The 20802-nt window shown below is 68.9% G+C and carries 15 protein-coding genes; 1 reads left to right on the top strand and 14 read right to left on the bottom strand.

All coding sequences use genetic code 11. The annotated features are described in order from the left end of the window. Nucleotides 1-32 precede the first annotated feature (32 nt). On the top strand, nt 33-2357 hold the full coding sequence (locus ACEVQ6_RS08005; RefSeq protein ID WP_374888412.1) for a PAS domain-containing sensor histidine kinase: 2325 nt from the start codon (nt 33-35) through the stop codon (nt 2355-2357). Here ACEVQ6_RS08005 and ACEVQ6_RS08000 read toward each other — a convergent pair whose 3' ends face one another. The 14 genes from ACEVQ6_RS08000 to ACEVQ6_RS07935 all read right to left on the bottom strand — a co-directional run bounded on the left by ACEVQ6_RS08000 (nt 2358) and on the right by ACEVQ6_RS07935 (nt 20790). Next, entirely contained in the window at nt 2358-5309 is a 2952-nt protein-coding gene (locus ACEVQ6_RS08000) for a bifunctional [glutamine synthetase] adenylyltransferase/[glutamine synthetase]-adenylyl-L-tyrosine phosphorylase (RefSeq protein ID WP_374888411.1), read from the bottom strand. Nucleotides 5310-5391: 82 nt separating this feature from the next. Beyond that, nucleotides 5392-6798 (bottom strand): sensor histidine kinase, encoded by a 1407-nt coding sequence (locus tag ACEVQ6_RS07995; RefSeq protein WP_374888410.1) that lies wholly within the window; start codon nt 6796-6798, stop codon nt 5392-5394. Beyond that, entirely contained in the window at nt 6795-7496 is a 702-nt protein-coding gene (locus ACEVQ6_RS07990) for a response regulator transcription factor (protein WP_374888409.1), read from the bottom strand. Before ACEVQ6_RS07990 ends, ACEVQ6_RS07995 begins: the two co-directional genes overlap by 4 nt. A 122-nt stretch (nt 7497-7618) precedes the next feature. After that, nucleotides 7619-9196: a Do family serine endopeptidase gene (locus ACEVQ6_RS07985; protein WP_374888408.1), complete on the bottom strand. Its 1578-nt coding sequence runs from the start codon at nt 9194-9196 to the stop codon at nt 7619-7621. Between the two features lie 128 nt (nt 9197-9324). Then, nucleotides 9325-9795, bottom strand: coding sequence for a cytochrome c-type biogenesis protein (locus ACEVQ6_RS07980; RefSeq protein ID WP_374888407.1), 471 nt, complete (start codon nt 9793-9795; stop codon nt 9325-9327). After that, nucleotides 9792-11780 (bottom strand): heme lyase CcmF/NrfE family subunit, encoded by a 1989-nt coding sequence (locus tag ACEVQ6_RS07975; protein WP_374888406.1) that lies wholly within the window; start codon nt 11778-11780, stop codon nt 9792-9794. The genes ACEVQ6_RS07980 and ACEVQ6_RS07975 overlap by 4 nt, the downstream gene beginning before the upstream one ends. Further along, a complete protein-coding gene (gene ccmE, locus ACEVQ6_RS07970) occupies nt 11777-12226 on the bottom strand; it encodes a cytochrome c maturation protein CcmE (RefSeq protein WP_374888405.1) in 450 nt (149 codons plus the stop codon). The genes ACEVQ6_RS07975 and ccmE overlap by 4 nt, the downstream gene beginning before the upstream one ends. Beyond that, the gene (gene ccmI, locus ACEVQ6_RS07965; RefSeq protein WP_374888404.1) at nt 12223-13356 is read right to left on the bottom strand and encodes a c-type cytochrome biogenesis protein CcmI; all 1134 of its coding nucleotides are present in this window, start codon (nt 13354-13356) and stop codon (nt 12223-12225) included. Before ccmI ends, ccmE begins: the two co-directional genes overlap by 4 nt. Before the next feature lie 123 nt (nt 13357-13479). Beyond that, nucleotides 13480-13899: a hypothetical protein gene (locus tag ACEVQ6_RS07960; protein ID WP_374888582.1), complete on the bottom strand. Its 420-nt coding sequence runs from the start codon at nt 13897-13899 to the stop codon at nt 13480-13482. 224 nt (nt 13900-14123) lie between these two features. Next, the gene (locus ACEVQ6_RS07955; protein WP_374888403.1) at nt 14124-15500 is read right to left on the bottom strand and encodes an ATP-binding protein; all 1377 of its coding nucleotides are present in this window, start codon (nt 15498-15500) and stop codon (nt 14124-14126) included. A gap of 28 nt (nt 15501-15528) precedes the next feature. Further along, on the bottom strand, nt 15529-16221 hold the full coding sequence (locus ACEVQ6_RS07950) for a response regulator transcription factor (RefSeq protein WP_374888402.1): 693 nt from the start codon (nt 16219-16221) through the stop codon (nt 15529-15531). A 64-nt stretch (nt 16222-16285) separates the two neighbouring features. Further along, nucleotides 16286-16546 (bottom strand): hypothetical protein, encoded by a 261-nt coding sequence (locus tag ACEVQ6_RS07945; protein ID WP_374888401.1) that lies wholly within the window; start codon nt 16544-16546, stop codon nt 16286-16288. A gap of 164 nt (nt 16547-16710) precedes the next feature. Then, nucleotides 16711-16920, bottom strand: coding sequence for a hypothetical protein (locus ACEVQ6_RS07940; protein WP_374888400.1), 210 nt, complete (start codon nt 16918-16920; stop codon nt 16711-16713). Nucleotides 16921-16947: 27 nt separating this feature from the next. Next, on the bottom strand, nt 16948-20790 hold the full coding sequence (locus tag ACEVQ6_RS07935; protein ID WP_374888399.1) for a baseplate multidomain protein megatron: 3843 nt from the start codon (nt 20788-20790) through the stop codon (nt 16948-16950). Between the last annotated feature and the right edge of the window lie 12 nt (nt 20791-20802).

Here is a 20802-nt window from a genome sequence, read left to right as displayed (position 1 = left end):
GAGCGGCGCGCCGAATCGACGAGGGCGATACATTGAGAAAGTTGGCGGACGCGCAGCAGGCCGGCGCAGCCGATGGGCGTGCCTGGCGTAAATTTCCCGGCATTCCCCGGCGCCTTGAGACCGGACGCGGAGCGAAGCTCTTCAACGAACCGGCACGGCCGAGGCTCAGCGCCGCAGAGCCGATGCTCAAGCGCTCCATCCCGGTCCTGATCATCGCCTTTCTCATCATCGTCGCGGTGTCGCGTATGAGCGGCATCCTCGTGGAGCAGAGCCGCATGGACGCCGACATGCGCCAGGCGGCGCTGCTCGGCGCCAGCCTCGCGGCCGGGATGTTCGGCACGGAGGCCGAGGAAATTTTCTCCGGCCACCAGCGCGACAAGGTCGAGGCGCGGCTGCGCGAGGCGATCGGCCCCGACATGCTCGACCATGACAGCCTCGTGCTCGCGATCGGCAAGGACGGCCGGATCTTCGCAGGGTCCGCGGCCGCCTCGGGCCTCGTCGGACGGCCGCTCGCCTCGGTCGCGCCCGACATCGCGGCCTTTCCCTATTTCGGCGAGCGCCGGATCGTCACCCGCGCCTTCGTCGACGGCGAGGAACACACCGTCGCGCTCTCCAAGGTCCAGGGGACGAACGGCATCATGCTCGTTGCCGCGCCGACGGCGATGATGGAGAGCCTGATGCGCGACGAGATCTCGCTCAATGTCACGCTCTTTGCCGGCATATCGGCGATCCTGCTCGTCATCCTCTACGCCTATTACATGCAGGCGAACCGGGCGCGCGACGCCGACCAGGTGTTCGCCGAATCGAACCTGCGCGTCGAGACCGCCCTGTCGCGCGGCCGCTGCGGCCTGTGGGATTTCGACCTCGCCAACCGGCGGCTGTTCTGGTCGCGCTCGATGTACGAAATGCTCGGCATGGCGAACAAGGACAGCGTTCTTTCTTTCGGCGATGCCGCCCGGCTGATGCATCCGGACGACAAGGGCATCTACGACGTCGCCCGGATGATCGCCTCGGGCGAGACCCGGCAGGTCGACCATCTCTTCCGCATGCGCCATGCCGACGGCCATTACGTCTGGCTGAGGGCCCGCGCCGACGTCATCCACACCGCATCGGGGCGGCCGCACCTGATCGGCATCGCCATGGACGTCACCGAGCAGCACCGCCTGGCGCAGCGCTATGCGGAAGCCGACCAGCGCCTCGCCGACGCGATCGAATGCACCTCCGAGGCCTTCGTGCTCTGGGACAAGAATGACCGTCTCGTCATGTGCAACACGCATTACCAGAAGGCCTACCAGTTGCCGGACGACCTGCTCGCCTCGGGCACCGAGCGGCATCTGGTGCAGGCCGCCGCCGCCCGCCCGCTCGTCGAGCGCCGGCTCGCCGATCCCGACCATGCCAGCCATTCGCAGACGACGGAAATCCAGCTTGCCGACGGGCGCTGGCTGCAGATCAACGACCGCCGCACGCGCGACGGCGGCCTCGTTTCCGTCGGCACCGACATCACGCTGCTGAAGCGCCACCAGGTGCGCCTGCGCGAATCGGAGCGGAGGCTGATGGCAACGGTCGGCGATCTCTCCGCCTCCCGCGTCACGCTGGAGCGGCAGAAGGCGGAACTGTCGATCGCCAACGCCAATTATCTTGCGGAAAAGCAGCGGGCGGAAGCCGCGAACAAGGCCAAGTCCGAATTCCTCGCCAACATGTCGCACGAGCTGCGCACGCCGCTCAATGCCATCCTCGGCTTTTCCGAGATCCTGCAGAACCAGATGTTCGGTCCGCTCGGCTCGGAGAAGTATCACGAATATTCGCACGACATCTTCGAGAGCGGCCAGCATCTCCTGCATGTCATCAACGACATCCTCGACATGTCGAAGATCGAGGCGGGCCACATGCAGATCGTGCGCGAGGAGATCGACCTGGCGCCGCTGATCGAGGAGGCCCTGCGCTACACCAGCATGCCGGCGGTGGAAAAGCGCATCACTGTCGACCAGGCGGTCGCGCATGGCCTGACGCTCGTCGCCGACCGGCGGGCGATGAAGCAGGTGCTGCTGAACCTTCTGTCCAATGCCGTCAAGTTCACCGGCGAGGGCGGGCGGATCGCCCTGCGCGCCCGCAAGATCGCCGGCTCCGTGATCCTGACCATCGCCGATACCGGCATCGGCATTCCAAAGGCGCGGCTGCAGAAGATCGGCCTGCCCTTCGAGCAGGTACAGAGCCAGTATGCCAAGAGCCAGGGCGGCTCCGGGCTCGGTCTCGCCATCTCGAGGTCGCTCGCGCGCCTGCATGGCGGCACGATGAAAATCTATTCGGTCGAGACCGTCGGCACAATCATCTCCGTGCGCATCCCCGACAGCGCCTGATCAGGCGCGGACCACGGCGCGGAAGATGCGCCGGACGGCCTTGGAGAGCCGCCGGATCTCCGCCTCCAGCATCCGCGCATCCGGCAGGCCGGCCGCACGGCAGAGGAGATCGACGAGGCCGGCGGGCGCCGACTTCACCTCGAAATCCCCCTCGACGCAGAGCCGCATCGTCTGCGACAGGGTCGTCATCAGCCGCAACGCCGCCTCGACCGTCTCGCGGTCGTCATCGGCAAGAACGCCGCCGGCGTGAAGCCTCAGCGCCTCCATCGTCGTCATGCCGGCCGATGGCTGCGCCCCGCCCGCCTCCGGCGCAAGCAGGCTCAGGAACTGCACGAGGAACTCGATGTCGACGAGGCCGCCTGGAATGAGCTTCAGGTCGAAGATGTCGCGCGGCGGCTTCTCCGCCTCGATCAGGTCGCGCATCTCGGCGACGTCGACGGCGAGCTTCGCGCGCTCCCGCGGGAGGCGAAGAATGGCGGAGACGATCGCGTCCGCTCTCGCCGTCAGCGGCTCGTCGCCGCAGATCGCCCGGGCCCGCGTCAACGCCATGTGCTCCCAGGTCCAGGCCTCCTCGCGCTGGTAGCGCGCGAAGGCCTCGATCCGCGTTGCGACCGGCCCCTTGTTGCCGGAGGGCCTGAGGCGCATGTCGACCGCGTAGAGGATGCCCTCCGCCGTCGGCGCCGAGAGGGCGGCGATCAGGCGCTGCGTGACGCGTGCAAAGTAACGCGTCGGGTCGAGCGGCTTGCGCCCGTCCGAGTCGCCGGCGTCCTCGTCATGATCGTAGAGCAGGAGGAGATCGACATCGGAGCCGGCGGTCAGTTCGCGGCTGCCGAGCTTGCCCATGCCGACGATCGCGACGCTACCGCCGGCGACGCGGCCATGCGCCGCCTCCATCTCGGCCAGCACCGCCCCAAGCGCGCGCTCGATGACGAGAGCGGCGAGATCGGTGAAGGCGCGGCCCGCCCCCTCGCCGTCGATCGCGCCCGTCAGAAGCCGGATGCCGATGAGGAAACGCTGCTCGGCATTGATGATCCGCAGCCGGTCGAGGACCTCCTCGTAATGCCGGGCGCCGGCGACGAAACCGTTGATGCGCGTCTTCACCGTCGTCCGGTCCGGCACTGCGGACAGAAGGGTCGGGTCCAGCATGCCGTCGAAGACATGGGGCTTGGCGGCGATGATGTCGGCAAGCCGCGGCGCCGCCGACATGATGGTGACGATCAGCGACAGGAGCGGCGGATTGTTGCCCAGCAGCGAGAAGAGCTGGATGCCGGCGGGCAGGCCGGACAGAAAGCTGTCGAAGCGGATCAGCGCCTCGTCGGCGCGGGCGCTGCCGCCGAAAGCCTCCAGAAGCTTCGGCGTCAGCTCCGTCAGCCGCTCGCGCGCCTCGACCGACTGCGTGGCGCGGTAACGGCCGCTGTGCCAGGTGCGGATCAGGCCCGATATGTCCTTCGGCCGGGAAAAGCCGATCTTTTCCAGCGTCTCAAGCGTGTCCGGGTCGTCCTTCTTGCCGGTGAAGACCAGGTTGCCGCTCTCGCCGGAAAGCCGGGCCTCCTGTTCGAAAAGCTGCTGGTAGCGCCGCTCCACCGTCCTCAGCACGCCGGAGAGGTGCGCGGAGAAGGCCGACGTGTCGTCGAAGCCTGCCATGAAGGCGATCCGCTTCAGCTCCGCCTCCCCCGTCGGCAGCGTGTGCGACTGCTCGTCATGAACCATCTGGATACGGTGCTCGACATCGCGCAGGAACCAGTAGGCGGTGACGAGTTCCTCGCAGGTCTGCATGTCGATCCAGCGCGCCTCGGCAAGCGCGCGCAGCGTCGGTTCTGTCGCCGCCTGGCGGAGCGACGGCATGCGGCCGCCGGCGATCAGCTGCTGCGTCTGGGCGAAGAACTCGATTTCGCGGATGCCGCCGCGCCCGAGCTTCAGGTTGTGGCCCTTGACCGCGATCTCGCCGTGGCCCTTGTGCGCATGGATCTGCCGCTTGATCGAATGGATGTCGGCGATCGCCGCATAGTCGAGATACTTGCGGAAGACGAAGGGGCGCAGGTCCGCGAGGAAACGGCGGCCCGCCGCAAGGTCGCCGGCAACCGGCCGCGCCTTGATATAGGCCGCCCGCTCCCAGTTCTGCCCGCGGCCCTCGTAATAGACGAGCGCGGCATCGACGGGGATCGCCAAAGGCGTCGCGCCCGGGTCGGGCCTCAGCCTCAGGTCGGTGCGGAAGACATAGCCCTCGCCGGTGCGCTCCTGCAGGATGCGGATCAGCCGGCGCAGCAGGCGTCCGAAGAGATCGGGCACCGCAGCCGGATCGGGATAGACGGCGGGGTCGGGCTCATAGAAGACGACGATGTCGATGTCGGAGGAATAGTTGAGCTCCTGCCCGCCGAGCTTGCCCATGCCGAGCACGATGACGCCGGAGCCTTCGGAGGGCGAAGCCGCGTCCGCAAGCCGCATCTTTCCGCTGCGCTGCATGTCGCAGAGAAGGTGATCGGTGGTTGCCGACACGGCCGCGCCGGCAAAGGCGGAGAGCAGCGCCGTCGTCCGGCGCGCGTCGAGGAGCCGGGCGAGATCGGCGAGCGCCAGCGCGAAAGCCACCTCGCGCTTGGCGACGCGCAGCCGTGCCATGATCATCGCGTCGCTCGGCGGAGCCTCCCCGGCGCCCGGCCGCCAGGCATTGCGGGCACGATCGACCCGCTCCGTGAGATGGGCCTCCAGCGGCTGCGCCACCAGTTCCGCCAGCATCGACGGCGCGGCCTCGGCGGCCGAGCGCAGGAAGGGCGACAACGCAAAGGCGGAAACGAAAAAATCACGCAGCGGCCCCGCCGGCAGAAGCCCTTCCAGGCGCGGCTCGGCGCGGGCCATGTCCTTCAGCGCGGCGATGGCGGCCTTCTCCTCGCCCTTCGTCGCGGCGCGGATCGGCGATGCCGTGATATCGGCGAGCCGGTTCGTGTCGATCGTCATGGCGCAGTCCTCCCGGCCCCCGTTCTGCCACAGCAGCCGGCGAACGCAAACAGACATGCGTCCGCGCGCATTACGCCCCGCGTCAGCCGGGCAGGCGGAACACCATGCTGGCCGTCAAGCCGCGGCCGGCATCGCCCTCGGGGGCCGTATCGGCGAGCCGGAGCGAGCCGCCATGCAACTCCATCACCGCCTGGACGAGCGAGAGGCCGAGGCCGGTTCCGGGCTTCGAGCGGCTTTCGTCCAGCCGGACGAAGCGCCGGACCACGTCGTCGCGGCGCCCGGCCGGAACACCGGGCCCGTGGTCGGAAACCGACAGCAGCGCCTCGCGCTCCCGTGCCTCCAGCACCACGCGGATCACCGGCGTCTCAGCCCCTTCCGCGTATTTGATGGCATTGTCGAGCAGGTTCGCCAGCGCCTGGCCGATCAGCTCGCGGTTTCCCCGCACAAGAATGCCGGGAGCGATCGCCGTTTCCAGCCGCGAACCCTGATCCTCGGCAAGCGCCTCGTAGAGCTCGGCCGTGTCGGCGGCGATCTGCGACAGGTCGATCACCGTCATCTCGGCAGCCGAGGAGCCCGCCTCGACGCGCGAAATCATCAGGAGCGCGTTGAAGGTGCGGATGAGCTGGTCGGATTCGCCGATGATCTCTTCCAGTGCCGCCCGGTAATTGGCGTCGCGCTGGGCGAGAGCCGCCTCGGCCTTGTTGCGCAGCCGCGTCAGCGGCGTCTTCAGGTCATGGGCGATGTTGTCGGAGACGTGGCGCAGACCCTCGTTCAGCTTTTCGATACGGCCGAGCATCGCGTTCAGCGAGGCCGAAAGCCGGTCGAACTCGTCGCCGGAGCCGCTCGCCGGCAGGCGCTGCGAGAGGTCGCCGGCCATGATGCGCTTGCTCGCATCCGACATCCGGTCGATACGCCGCAGCGTGCTGCGGCCGATGGCGAACCAGATGACGAGGGCGCCGCCACCCATGATGCCGAGCGCCAGCATCAGCGCCTGGCGCACAAGCACGCGGAACTTTTCGGGCTCCTGCAGGTCGCGGCCGACGAGGATGCGCAATCCGTTCGGCAGGAAGAAGACCTGGGCGAGCGCTACATGCGGTCCGCGGTCGGCCCGCGTTTCCTCGCCGTAGCGCGTGTAGAAGAAGGGTTCTTCCGTCCATCCTTCGCTCGCAAGCAGTCCGGGCTCGACGCCCGCGACATTGCCGGCAAGGATCTCGCCGGTCGGTCCGGCGATGACGTAGAGATTGGCGCCCGGCTGGCGCGCCCGCCGCTCCAGCGTCCTCAGGAGGCCGGAAACGCCGGCGCGATTGTAGATGTCGTTGATCTGCGCCACCTCGAGCGTCACGGCATCGCGGGTCTGCTCGCTGAGCAGCCGCCCGGACATGGCGGTCACGTAGATCACGAGGACGGCGGCGCAGAGCGCGAAGAGAACGAGGTAAAGGGCCGAGAGCCGGACGGCGGTCGTCCGGTAGAGCGCCCTCAGCCGGCTCATGCGCCGGCGACCCGGTCGTCCTTGATCATGTAGCCGGCGCCGCGCACCGTGCGCAGCAGCGGCTGGTCGAAATCCTTCTCGATCTTCGAGCGCAGCCGCGAGACATGCACGTCGATGACGTTGGTCTGCGGGTCGAAGTGATAGTCCCAGACGTTTTCAAGCAGCATGGTGCGGGTCACGACCTGGCCGGCATTCTTCATCAGATATTCGAGCAGGCGGAATTCGCGCGGCTGCAGCGGGATCTCCTTGCCCTGCCGCTTCACCGTATGGGAGAGACGGTCGAGTTCGAGATCGTGGACGCGGTAGACCATGTCCTGCTCGGGCGCGCCCTTGCGACGGCCGAGCACCTCGACGCGGGCGAGCAGTTCGTTGAAGGCATAGGGCTTGGGCAGGTAGTCGTCGCCGCCGGCGCGAAGCCCTGTGACGCGATCGTCCACCTGTCCGAGTGCGGAGAGGATCAGCACCGGCGTGTGGATGCCCCGGTGCCGCAGTTCGGTGATCAGCGACAGGCCGTCCCGGCGCGGCAGCATGCGGTCGACGACCATGACGTCGTAGCTGTTCTCCGTCGCCATGAACAGGCCGCTTTCGCCGTCGCCGGCATGGTCGGTGACGATGCCGGCCTCGCGAAAGGCCTTGGTCAGGTAGGCGGCGGCCTCGATGTCGTCCTCAACGATCAGAATCTTCATATGCGTGGCCATCGTCGGCTGATCCTTCGTCCAGATAACCGCAATTTCCGGGTCTGTCACGGCCATGGCCGCCGCGATGGTCTTCGCGGCGGCCATGGCTGGTGTCCCGACCCTGGTCTGTGGGCCCCGCCCGATCAGCCGTTGTCGATCGGCAGCGCGATGAAGCGGCTGCCTTCGCTCGACTCGATCTGGAAGAGCGCCTTCGTCCGGCCGTCCTTCTTCGCCGTGTTCAGCACCCGGACGATGTCGGCGGAGGAGGCGACGTCCTGGTTGTTGACCGAGACGATCTTCTCGCCCTCCTTCAGCCCCCGGTCGCTCGCATCGGAGTCCGGATCGACGGAAGAGACGGTCACGCCGCCGCCGTCGGCGGGAGCGACCTCGATACCGAGCGAGGAGAGCGTGCGGTCGCTCGCCGGCTGGTCGTCCTGCTGGCCCTGCTCGTCCGGCTGGACGGCCGCCTCCTTGGTGTCGTTCGGCAGCGTGCCGATCGTCAGCTTGACGCTTTCCGACTTGCCGTCACGCCAGAGCGTCACGTCGGCCTCGGACCCCGGGCGCAGCGTCGCCACCTTGCGGGCAAGCTCGCGCGGGCTCTTGATCGGCTCGGCGTTGAGCGCGGTGACGACGTCGCCCTTGCGGATGCCGGCCTTCTCGCCCGGCGAACCCGGCTGCGGCTCGACCACCAGCGCGCCGCTCGCCTCCGAGAGGCCGAGTGAATCGGCGATGTCCTTCGTCACCGGCTGGATCTGCACGCCGAGCCAACCACGCGAGACGGAGCCGTCCTTCATCAGGTCCGCGACCACGTCCTTGGCGACGGAAGCGGGGATCGCGAAGGCGATGCCGACATTGCCGCCGGAGGGCGAGAAGATCGCCGTGTTGATGCCGACGACCTCGCCGCCGAGGTTGAAGGTCGGGCCGCCCGAATTGCCGCGGTTCACCGCCGCGTCGACCTGGAGGTAGTCGTCATAGGGGCCGGAGCCGATGTCGCGGCCACGGGCGGAGACGATGCCGGCGGTCACCGTGCCGCCGAGGCCGAAGGGATTGCCGACGGCGACGACCCAGTCACCGACCCGCACCTTGTTGTCGTCGGCAAAGCCGACATAGGTGAACTTGCGATTGGCGTCGACCTTCAGCACGGCGAGGTCGGTGCGGCTGTCCTTGCCGACGAGCCGCGCGTCGAATTCCGTCCCGTCGTTCAGGATGACGGTGAAGGCCTGGCCGTCGGAGACGACATGGTTGTTGGTGACGATATAGCCGTCCTCGGAAATGAAGAAGCCGGAGCCCTGGGACGCAGGATGCAGGCGGCCGGGACCCTTGCGGTCCGGTCCGCCGCGTTCGGCGCGTCGGTCGCCCGGACCGCGATCGCCGGGGCCACGGTCGCCGGGACCGCCGAACTCGCGGAAGAAGCGCTTCAGCGGGTGGTCGTCGGGAAGCTGGTCGAAGCCGCGGCCGCCGAAATCGAAGCCGAAGCTGCTGGTCTCGTCGGAGACCGGATTGGTGCGCGACGAGACGCGGACGGACACCACGGCGGGCGAGACGGCGTCGACGACATTGGCGAAACTCGGGACCTGCGGGGTCTCGACCTTGACGGCCTCGGCGAAGGACTGGGTGACGGCGGCGGGAATGCCGGTGGTGATCATGACCGCGGCGAGGCCGGCGATGGTCGTCGTCTGCAGCACGGTCTTCAGCGAGGGACGGTAGGAATTCTTGAACATGGGCTTGCCTCTTCTCTGCTCATCGGGGTCGCGACTGGAGGAAACGACCGATGATGAAGATATAGTACAGCGCACCTTACGGAGCCCTGTCCTGCGGATGAAACTTTGGTAATGTTGGCGCAGCGGTGTTACGGCTTCAGAAGCCGGTCGAGTTCCGCCTGCTCCTCGCCGGTCAGCGCCGTCCCGGTCACCCGGCCGCGGCGGCGGCGCGCGCCGACGACAAGGGCGAGCGAACCGACGAGGACCAGCACGACCGGCGCGCCCCAGAGCAAGAGCGTGCTCGTCTGCAGGCGCGGATTGAGCAGCACGAATTCGCCGTAGCGCGAGACGACGTAGTCGATCACCTCCGCGTCGCTGTCGCCGCGGCTGATCCGCTCGCGCACGAGGAGCCGCAGGTCCCGGGCGAGTTCCGCATTGGAGTCGTCGATCGACTGGTTCTGGCAGACCATGCAGCGCAGACCGGCGGAAAGCGCGCGTGCGCGCGCCTCCAACGCCGGATCGTCGAGGATCTCGTCCGGATTGACGGCGAGCGCCGGCAGGGCGGTGGCGACAACCAGCATCAGCGCGGCAAGGACGGCCTTCCGTCCGCCGGCCCTCATTCCGCGGCCCCCGGCAGCGGCCTCACCCTCGCCCTGGCGCGGGCCGGCGCGCCGACGCGCAGCCGCCGGTCGCTCAAGGAGACGACGCCACCCGCGATCATCAGCAGCGTCCCGCCCCAGATCAGCAGGATGAACGGCTTCCACCAGATGCGGACGACGATGCCGCCGTCCGGCGACGGGTCGCCAAGCGAGACGTAGAGCTGGCTCGGTCCGAAGGAGCGGATGCCGGCCTCGGTGGTCGGCATGCGCCGCGCCGTATAGATCCGCTTCGACGAGGAAAGCGTCCCCGCCGAAACGCCGCCGCGGCTCAGCGAGAAGGTTCCGACTTCGGCGGTGAAGTTCGGCCCCTGCTCCGAGCGAAACCCCTCGAAGCGGACGCCGTAGCCGCCGGCCTCGACGGTCATGCCGGGTTTCATCGAGACGACCGCTTCGGTCTCGTAGGCGGTGACGGTGACGATGCCGATCAGGGTGACGCCGAGCCCGGCATGGGCGAGCGCGGTGCCGAAGGCCGAGCGCGGCAGGCCGACAAGCCTGCGCCAGGCCACATGGCCTGCAACCTTGCCGAGGCCGGCGCGCAGCACGAGATCGGTCACGGCTCCGAGGATCAGGTAGACGCCGAGCGCGATGCCGAAGGGAGCCAGCACCGGCCCGCCATGTTCGCGATAGAAGACCAGCGCGCCGGCGACAAGCCCGATGCCGGCGGCGAGGAACAGCCTCTGCCCCGCGGCGAGAAGGTCGCCGCGCTTCCAGGCGAGCAGCGGCCCGAAAGGCACGGCGAAGATCAGCGGCAGCATCAGGATGCCGAAGGTCATGTCGAAGAAGGGCGCGCCGACGGAGATCTTCTCGCCCGTCAGCGCATCGAGCACCAGCGGATAGAGCGTGCCGGTCAGCACGGTTGCCGCCGCCGTCGACAGGATCAGGTTGTTGAAGACCAGGGCGCCCTCGCGCGAGATCGGCTGGAACAGGCCGCCGGCGCGCAGTTGCCCGGCCCGCAGCGCGAAGAGAAAGAACGCGCCGCCGATGAAGATGATCAGGATGCCGAGGATGAAGACGCCGCGCGTCGGGTCGGTCGCAAACGCATGCACCGAGGTCAACACGCCGGAGCGCACGAGGAAGGTGCCGAGCAGCGACAGCGAGAAGGTGAGGATCGCCAGGAGCACCGTCCAGATCTTCAGCGCCTCGCGCTTTTCCATCACCAGCGCCGAATGCAGCAGCGCCGTGCCCGCGAGCCAGGGCATGAAGGAGGCGTTCTCGACCGGATCCCAGAACCACCAGCCGCCCCAGCCGAGCTCGTAATAGGCCCAGTAGGAGCCCATGGAAATGCCCGCCGTCAGAAAGGTCCAGGCGGCCAGCGTCCAGGGCCGCACCCATCGCGCCCAGGCCGCGTCGATGCGCCCGCTGATCAGCGCCGCGATCGCGAAAGAGAAACAGACGGAAAATCCGACATAGCCGAGATAGAGCAGAGGCGGATGGATGGCGAGGCCGATATCCTGCAGCACGGGATTGAGATCCCGCCCCTCGGCCGGCGCCGGCACCAGCCTGGCAAAGGGGTTGGACGTCATCAGGATGAAGAGGAAGAAGGCGAACGAGATCGCTCCCTGCACGCTCAGCACATTCGCCTTCAGGTCCGGCGACAGGTTGCGCCCGAAAGCGGCGACGAGCGCGGAGAAGAAGGTGAGGATCAGCACCCAGAGCAGCATCGAGCCCTCGTGGTTGCCCCAGACGCCGGAGATCTTGTAGATCATCGGCTTCAGCGAATGGGAATTCTCCCAGACGTTCTGAACCGAGAAATCCGAGGCGACATAGGCCGAGGTCAGTACCGCGAAGGCGACCGCCGTCAGGCCGAAGCCGGTGATCGCCGCCGTGCCGCCGACCGCCATCATCGGCCGGTCGCCGAGCCTGGCGCCGATTGCCGGCAAAAGACACTGGATCAGCGCCGTCGCCAGCGCGAGCACGAGAGCAAAGTGGCCGAATTCGACGATCATTGTCCGCCTTCCCCGCCTTTCCAGATGCCCTGTTCCTTCAGCCGTTCGGCCACTTCCTTCGGCATGTAGGTCTCGTCATGCTTGGCGAGCACCGTATCGGCGACGAAGACGCCGCCGTCCGGCGACATCCGGCCTTCCGTCACCACGCCCTGACCCTCGCGGAAAAGGTCGGGCAGGATGCCGGTATAGGTCACGGGAACCTGATGGACCGAATCGGTCACCGCGAAGGTCACGGTCGTGCCCTCGCCGCGCTTGACCGACCCTTCCGCGACGAGGCCGCCGAGCCTTATCCGCGTCTCCGGCGGCACGGGCTTCGCCTCGAGGTCCGCCGGCATGTAGAAATAGGCGACCGACTGGCTGAAGGCGAACATCACCAGCAGCACCGCCGTCAGGAGGAAGCCGACGCCGCCGCCGATCAGCGCGAGGCGTTTCTGCTTGCGGGTCATGGCGAGGCTCCTTCCGCCGCCGGATCGATGCCGAATTCGCGGCCGAGCGCGACAAGCTGGCGGCCCTGCTCCCCGTCGGCCGGGAAGGCCTTCAGTCCCTGCCGCAGCGCGTCGGCGGCCCGCGCCCTGTCGTCGAGCACCGCGTAGGAACGGACAAGCCGCATCCAGCCCTCGAAATTTTCAGGCTCGGTCTTCATCCGCTCGGCAAGGCTGTCGACCATGCCGCGGATCATCTCCGCGCGGTCGCCGGCCTCCATCGCGCCGGCGGCCGCGACGGCTGCCGCGTCGGGATCGCCGGGCGGTGCCTCGCCCGCGCCGCCCAGCATGGCGATATGCTCGTTGACGAGCGGCAGCCAGGGCGCGTCCTTCGGTGCCCCTGCCGCCATGCTGCGGAAGGCGTCGAGCGCCTCGGCCGTCTTCCCCTCCTGCTCCAGCGCCAGCGCCAGGTAGAATTCGGACCGCGGATCGTCCTTGTTGATCGCGAGCGAACGGCGCAGGACCTCCTGCGCCTCCGGCGTCACCGTGCCGCCCGAAAGGGCGATGATGCTTTCCGCAAGCCCGCCATAGCGCTCCGGCGTCGGCCCGAGCAGCGCGATCGCCTGGGTGAAGGCGTTGCGTGCGTCCTCGAAGCGCCCCTGCCGGACATAGATCGGCGCCAGAAGGTCCCAGCCGGCGCCGTCGCCCGGATTTGTCTCGAGGTGGCGCTCCGCCCGGGCGATCAGGATGTTCATGTCGTTGCCGGGATCGGCGAGCCTGGCGGCCAGCGGCTGGTCCGGCATGCCGGGGCTGCCGGTGCGCAGGTAGAACGGCAGCGCCATGGCGGGAAGACAGAGCAGAGCGAAGAGGAACGCGAGGCGCCGCGCCATCGGCGCACGCTCCGTGGCCGAGGCTCCCGCAGTTCGCGCGGCCGCGAGAAGCCGCCGCGCCACTTCGGCGCGGGCAAAGCCCGCCTCCTCGCCGGCGATCAGCCCGTTCTTCTCGTCACGCGAGATCTCGTCGAGCTGGTCGCGGTAGACCTCGACATCGTGGTCGCCGGCCGGCACGTGCCGTTCGCCGCCGAACAGCGCCGGCAGGATCAGAAAGGCTGCCGTCACGGCCGTCAGAACGGAAACGAGGATCCAGAATACCATACTCGTCAGATACTATGGCGACGAGGCCAATCCAATCGCCAAAACAGGCCTGACGCAAATTTGAGGCAATTCGCCGCGTGCCCCGACAGTGCCCCGGGAGGGCCATGGCGGCCGACGGGCCGCTCAGGTCAGCGGCGTCCAGCTTCCGTTCGGGTTGCGGCAGGCCGCACCGCGCGCGACGGACTGCTGGCCGGCGGAGGTCACGGTGTGGCTGTATTGCCGGCAGTTCTGCGAACCGACCTGATAGGGCGCCGCCGCGACCACGGAGCCGGACACGCTCTGGCTCTGCCAGGTGACGGGCTGGCCGCCGGGGGCCGCTTCCAGCGCCCTGTATTCAGCCTCGAGCGCCCGCTGCCGGTCGGCATTGCCGAGTGTCATTCCACCCGGCAGGCGCGAGACGACCCCGCCCTGCAACGCGGCGATGTAGGATTGCGACGCGCTCGCGGTGGAGACGGTCGAAAGCGTGGCCGTCGTCCGTGCGCCGCCCGTGGAGGCACAGCCGGACAGGAGCACGAGTGCTGCGATCGCGCCACCCGTGCGCATCCATGCGATCGGCCCGTTCTGGGCCTCGTTGCGTTCAGTCGCCCGCGTCCACGGCATCCGGCATTCCCGATATCGAACCGGCGCGGATCGCGCCGTTCCACTTGCGGTGGCAATTCGCACTCATTTTCCCCTTTTGTCATCCGATCGCAGGCGATGCAACATGCGAATGCAAGAACCGACTGATAAATCCGGCGATATCATGGCCCGCGCCGCAACGGAACGGCTCAGGCCGCCGCCGGCAGAACGAGTTGCGCCTTCAGCCCGCCGAACCGGCCGCGCGACAGGGCGAAACCGCCCTTGTACTCCCGGACAATCTCCGTCACGATCGAGAGGCCGAGGCCGGCGCCCGGCTTGCTCTCGTCCAGACGCTTGCCGCGCTTCAGCGCCACGCCGATCTCCTCCGGCGTCAGCCCGCGCCCGTCGTCCTCGACATCGATGACGATCTTCAGGCGGCGTCCCGTCCCGTCGTCCGGCTCGAAGAAGGCCGTCAGCCAGACGGCATGCCTGGCGTGCCGGGCGGCGTTTTCCAGGAGATTGCCGATCGTCTCCTCGAGGTCCTGCTGCTCCATCGCCACGGTGAGGCCAGGCTGCGACACGTCGATATGGAACTCCTTGTCGGCGTTCAGCCGCCGCATCACCCGGACCAGCCGTTCCAGCACCGGCTCGGCCTCGGTCCGCGCCAGAACCGAATCGCGCTGGGCGGCGATGCGGGCACGGTTGAGGTAGGACTGCACCTGCGTCTGCATCGCCTCCGCCTGCGCCCTCACGACCTCGCCATGCGGCGGCTCCAGCACGCGCGCCTCGTTGAGCAGCACGGCGATCGGCGTCTTCAGCGAATGGGCGAGATTGCCGACCTGCATGCGGGCGCGCTCGATGATGCGGCGGTTGGTCTCGATCAGCGCATTGACCTCGGTGGCGAGCGGCAGGATCTCGCGGGGAAACTCGCCGTCCAGGCGCTCGCTTTCCCCGGCGCGGATCTTCTCGATCGACCGGCGCGCCTGGTCGAGCGGCCTCAGGCCGAACAGGATCGCCAGCGCGTTCATGCCGAGCCCGCCGAGGCCGAAGATCCCGAGCGCAAGGTAGAGATTGCGGTTGAAATCCTCTATGTCGCCCTCGAGCACGTCGCGGTTGCCGGCGACACGGAAACGCGCCGTCCGGCCGTCGATGTCGAGTACCACCTCGGTCTCCGCCACCTCGACGGAATTCCCGAAACTGTCCTGCGTGGTGTAGAAGCGCTCGTAGCGCAAATCGAACGGAACCTCCTCGACGGAGACGATCGGCAGCTTGCCCGATCCGAGCGAGGTCGACATCAGCGCCGGCGTGTCGAATTCCCCGATCGGCTCGACGATCCAGTACCAGCCGGTCTGCGGCTGGGAGAAGCGCAGGTCGCCGAGCTGCGGACTGCCGGAGAGAACCCGCTGCTCGTTGACCGAGACGGAATTGATGACGTTGTAGAGCTGCGCGCGCAGAAGGTCCTGGAAGCCGCGCTCCGATCCCTGGCGGTAGAGCGTCGAGATCACCAGCGCGGTCGCGACCAGGGCCGTCACCGCCCAGATCGACGACACCAGCAGCACGCGCGCGGTCAGCGACTGGATGCGCACGGATCGGCCTCCCCTCAGCGCCATCCCGTCACGGCCGGCCGCCCTTGGCGGCAGGGGCGGCTCCCGGCGCCTGCATGCGGTAGCCGAGGCCGCGCACCGTCTCGATCATGTCGTTGCCGATCTTCTTGCGCAGCCGGCCGACGAAGACCTCGATCGTGTTGGAGTCGCGGTCGAAATCCTGGTCGTACATGTGCTCGACCAGCTCGGTGCGCGACACGACCTGCCCCATATGGTGCATGAGATAGGAGAGAAGCCGGAACTCGTGCGAGGTGAGCTTCAGGGTGATGCCGTTGACGCTCGCCTTCGACCCCTTGGTGTCGAGGCGGACATTGCCGCAGACGAGTTCCGAGGTCGCATGGCCCGCCGCCCGGCGGATCAGCGCCCGGATGCGCGCCAGCACCTCCTCGACGTGGAACGGCTTCGTCACGTAGTCGTCGGCCCCGGCATCGATGCCGGCGACCTTGTCGCTCCAGCGGTCGCGCGCCGTCAGGATCAGCACGGGCGTCGAGCGGGCCGCGGCCCGCCACTTCTCCAGCACGGTGATGCCGTCCATCTCCGGCAGGCCGATGTCGAGGATGACCGCGTCATAGGGCTCGGTGTCGCCGAGATAATGGCCCTCCTCGCCGTCGAACGCCTGATCGACGACGTAGCCCGCCTCCTTCAGCGCATCGGTCAGTTGCCGGTTGAGAGTGGCGTCGTCCTCGACCACCAGTATCCGCATGCCCGCGCCTCTTTCCTGTTTCCTGCGGCGGCCCGGAACGTTCAGCGATACCGGGCCTTCATCTTCACATCGGCACGCGCATCGTGACCTTTTTCGGGCGTCCGCCGTTGCCGGGGACGAGCACGGTGACGACGCATTTGCCGTCGCCGGTGGGCTGCGCCGAGAGCAGCTCGCCGCCCGTCTGGTCGACGACCGCGCGCGCCGCCTCGCTGCAATCGCCGGCGGCGAGGATCACGCGCGCCCCCGTCGCCCCCCCGTCGCCGGCGGGCACGGCCAGACCGCCAAGGCCCGCTGCCAATGCTGCGATGACGAGAGGTGACGACATGAACGCACTTTCGATTGGTCTGAAACGGGAAGCGATGCCGCTGGCATCATGGCTGCGTGGTTACCCTATCCCGCCTGAATGGCATATGAATGTTGCCGCCGGCGCCGGCGCTCCTTTCCGGCGCACACGGCGTCGCGCGGAAAGCCCCCGTCTTCGGCGGCGTGTCATCGCCCCACCCGGCTTCGCGCCCGCACGCGGCCGTAGATCGCCACCAGCCCGCCCGCGGCCGCAGCCAGGGTGGCCAGCATCTCGACCAGCGCGCCCTTTTCGTCCGCGCCGATCTCCAGCCCCGCGAGATTGGCACAGGATGCGAGAATTGCAACCAGCCCGCCCCAGATCGTGCGCGACTCATACCAGACTTTGCTGTCTTCCATGATTCCGCTCCTTCTCTTTCATTGCCGTTACAGGAGGCAGGTGGCGACCGCCGGCAGCCCGAGCGCCACCTTGGCGCCGCGCTGGCGCACCCGGAACGTCAGCGACGTCCGCGCATCGCCGAAATCCGCCAGTTCCTGTGCCATCGTGTAGACGGCAGACGACGCCGGGACCTCGAAGCTGCGCTTCACCGCCGTGCCGTCCAGCACCTCGACACGATACGCCTCCACCGGCTCGTCGAGCGCGATATCGCCGTCGAGCCAGTGGTCGGCGTCGATGCGCGCCCGGCGGATCCAGCCAAGCGCGATGTCGCCGCCGGCGGTGCGCTGCGCCCTGAGGTGCACCGGCGAGAGCGGCGTGAGCGCGCGCAGGCCGCCGGCAAAGGCGAATGGCCCGGTCGGCGGACCGGCACCGCCATGGGCCTGGACGATCCAGTTGAGCGGCTGCCCCGCCTCTTCCGGCTCGATACCGAGGGCCTGGACCGCATTGTCGAGAACGACGATCTCGGCGCCCGGGGCGGCCCCGGCCCGCATCGCGTCCTCCGTGCCTGAGAGCCCGCGCAGGAGGCCGGTCAGGCGGAAGCGCCCGGCCGCGACCTCCTCGGCGCCGAGAAAGCCGACAACCTCGAAGGCGCCGTTTCCGGCGCGGATCGCCAGGCGATTGTCGCCGTTCAGCACCGCCATGCGGTCGGCCGACGACACCGCACCCTGGTAAAGGTCGAGTTCGATCGCCTGCCCGTGATCGAAGCGCCCGCTCGCGCCCGGTCCGAGCGCCTCGACAAGCCGGCCGATGCGCGCCGGCCGGCGCAGGACGACGCGGCGGCGATAGCCTTCTGTCAAGGGCGAGGCCGAGACGATCGTCGTGCGCCAGGGCCGGGCGAAGACGGCGATGCGGGCGGAGTCGGTTACTGCGCCGCTCAGATGCGGCAGGTCCAGGAGATGGACCACCGGCGCGTAGCCGCGTGCCGCGCCCCGGCGCGGCCGGGCGGGAGGCGCGGCCGGCCGCTTCGCGCGTCCCGAGGCCGGCTGGAAGGCGCGCGCCTCGACGACACGTCGCGCGCCCTCCTCGATCCGGGTGACGATGAACGGTCCCGCCGGCCCGTCGGACAGCCGGACGAGGTCGCCCGCCTCCAGCGCGATCCGGTCCGGCGACAGCGAGCAGCGAATGTGCGTCCGCGCCAGCTGGTGGAGGCGCAGCGCGTCCTCGACGGCGCCGCCCGCCGCATCCTCGTGCAACACGGCCGGAAGCGAGAGGCGCAGGACCCGGGCATTGTCCGGCGCGGGCGCCACGGCGCGGGTCGTCGCCTGCTCATGGTCGCGCGCCGCGTCGAGATGGTCGATGACGGCTGCGGACGCATCGTCGCCGCCATGGGTCCGCGTCGCCTCGACGAGCGCCTCGCCCTCGGTCTCGGCGAGCACCGCCAGCGCCAGCGGCGGCTCGGCCAGCGCCAGCGGCGAACGCAGCGCCAGACGCCCGGCCCGGTCGACGGCGTCGATCGACAGCGCCGCCATCAGCGGCTCCAGCATGTCGCGCGCCGAGGCGAGGGCGGCCTGCACATAGCCGCCGAGATCGCCGGCAACCCGGGTCACCTCGCCGCGCGAAAACCCGTGATCGGCGAGGATCGCGGCGATCACATCCGCCGCCGTCCCGGTGCCGAGCCGGCCGTTGAGCCAGTGCCCCGTGCGCCAGTTGGCGCCGTCGGACCAGAGCGCGGTGTCGTCGGGAAAGGCGGGCGCCGGCCGCGCGTCCCAGGTCCAGACGAAGACATGGTCGGGATCGACGCATCCCGCCGGCGCCTCGTCCCCCTGCCAGAAGCCGAGTGCCGCCTCGAGGAACCGACGCTGCATCGCGTCGGCGCGCGCGCCGGACGAGAAATGCGGCACGAAACTCTCCGACGACTTCGGATCGGTGAAGACATTCGGCTGGTTCGCCCCCTTGTCGATCGCCGGGCAGCCGATCTCGGTGAACCAGACCGGCTTCGAGCCGGGGATCCATGGGCTGGGGCTCTCGTCCTCGCCCGCCGGCCCGCGCCCGTAATGCGGATTCGCCCACCAGCCGGGAATGTCCTTGGCGCGAAACACCCAGGGCTTTCCGGCAAGCCCGTCGGTAATCGGCGTGCGGATCCGGTTGGTCCGGTCGGCCGACGTCTTATAATACCAGTCGTAATATTCCCCGGCCAGGATCTGCCGCCCCATCGCGGCGCCGTCCTCGGCATGGAGGAAGCCGTCCGGATTGCCGGTACCGCGATCCGCGTCGCGCCAGTCGGCGAGCGGCAGGTAGTTGTCGATGCCGACCGCATCGATCGCCGCATGCGCCCAGAGCGGATCGAGGTTGAAGAGCAGCACCCCCTCCTCTCCGGCCGGCTGGTAGCCCGCATATTCGCTCCAGTCGGCGGCATAGGTCAGCGCCGTCCCCGGCCCGACGATGCCGCGCACGTCGTCTGCAAGCGCCATCAGCGCCTCGACGAAGGGAAAGCGTCCGTCGTCGTCGCGCACTCGCGTCAGCCCGCGCATCTCCGAGCCGATGATGAAGCCGTCGACGCCGCCCGCGACGGCCGCGAGATGGGCGTAGTGCAGGACGAGGCGGCGGAACCCCTCGTCGGCGCCGGTCGCGCGCACCGAGGCTGCGGAGACGACGAAATCGCCCGGCCCGATCGTGCCGCAGAAATCCTCGACCTGCAGCCGCGCCGCCGCCGTCCGGTCCGCCGTGCCCGTCTCGCCCGGCGCCGGATGGCAGGAGATGCGGCCGCGCCAGGGATAGGCCGGCTGGCCGGTGCCGCCATAGGGGTTCGGCAGGCTGTTTCCGGCGGCGACGTCCATCATGACGAAGGGGTAAAGATAGACCTTGAGCCCGCGCGCCTTGAGGTCCGCGATCGCCGCGACGACGCTGTCGTCGGACGGCGTGCCGCCATAGGCGGGCGCGCCGTCGCTGTCGCTTACCCGATGCGCCGCGCCCCTGGCGATGCCGGACACGGACCAGGCCTTGCTGGCGCCGGTGCGCGTGGCCGTCTCGACGCCCGGGCGAATGCGGCAGTGCCCGGCGCGCAGGTCCGTGCCGAACCAGCTCACCACCAGCGCCACCCGTTCGAGGTTCGGGCAGAGCGCCTGCAATTCGTCGAGCGAGGCGCTCCAGTCGGACACGCCGTGCAGGACGTTGCGGTTGATCAGCCGCCGCGTCCCGGGCTCGGGAACGTCGCTGACGATGGCGGGGTCGTAGCCGTATTCGCTCGATCCCGGGATCATCGTCACCGCGCGGATCTGCCTTTCCAATCGTCCCGTCACCCGCATCACCTCGAACTGGACGAGGGGCACGCGGTTGCCGTAGCCGTCGAGCGGCAGCCGCTCGAAGACGGCATAGGCGAGGTTGCGATAGGCGGGGGCCGCGCCGGTCCCCTGCTTCGCCTCAATGAGGGGATCGGGGCCTTGCGTGGCGGTACCACGATAAAGCCGCATCTCGACGGTCGTCAGGTCGAGCTCGCGCCCGTCGACCCAGACGCGCCGCACGCCGGCGATCGGGCCCTCGCAGATGCCGAAAGCGAAGTTTCCGTAATAGCTGAAGCTCTCCACCCGCGCGCCGCCGGCCTTGCCGCCGCTGCGCTCGGTCAGCACCTCCTCCTCGAAGCGGGTCGCCCAGATCAGCGTGCCGCCGACGCGCATTGTGCCGTAGACCCGCGGGATCGCCGCGCCCTCCTCCGCGCCGCTGATGCGCGCATCGGCAAGCCTGCGGCCGGAGATCGTCGCCGTGCCGTTGATCAGCGTGCGGTCGATCGCGGAGCCGGCAAGCGCGCCGGCCGCCCGGCCGATCGCCGCGCCGAACGGCCCGAAGACGCCGCCGAGCGCGGCGCCGGCCGCCTGCAGGAGAATCGTCGCCATCGAAAAAACCTC

The organism is Ensifer soli, from assembly GCF_041928815.1.
In the GTDB taxonomy this organism is placed as follows: Bacteria; Pseudomonadota; Alphaproteobacteria; order Rhizobiales; family Rhizobiaceae; genus JBHFEI01.
This window is presented reverse-complemented; position numbering and strand designations above follow the sequence as displayed.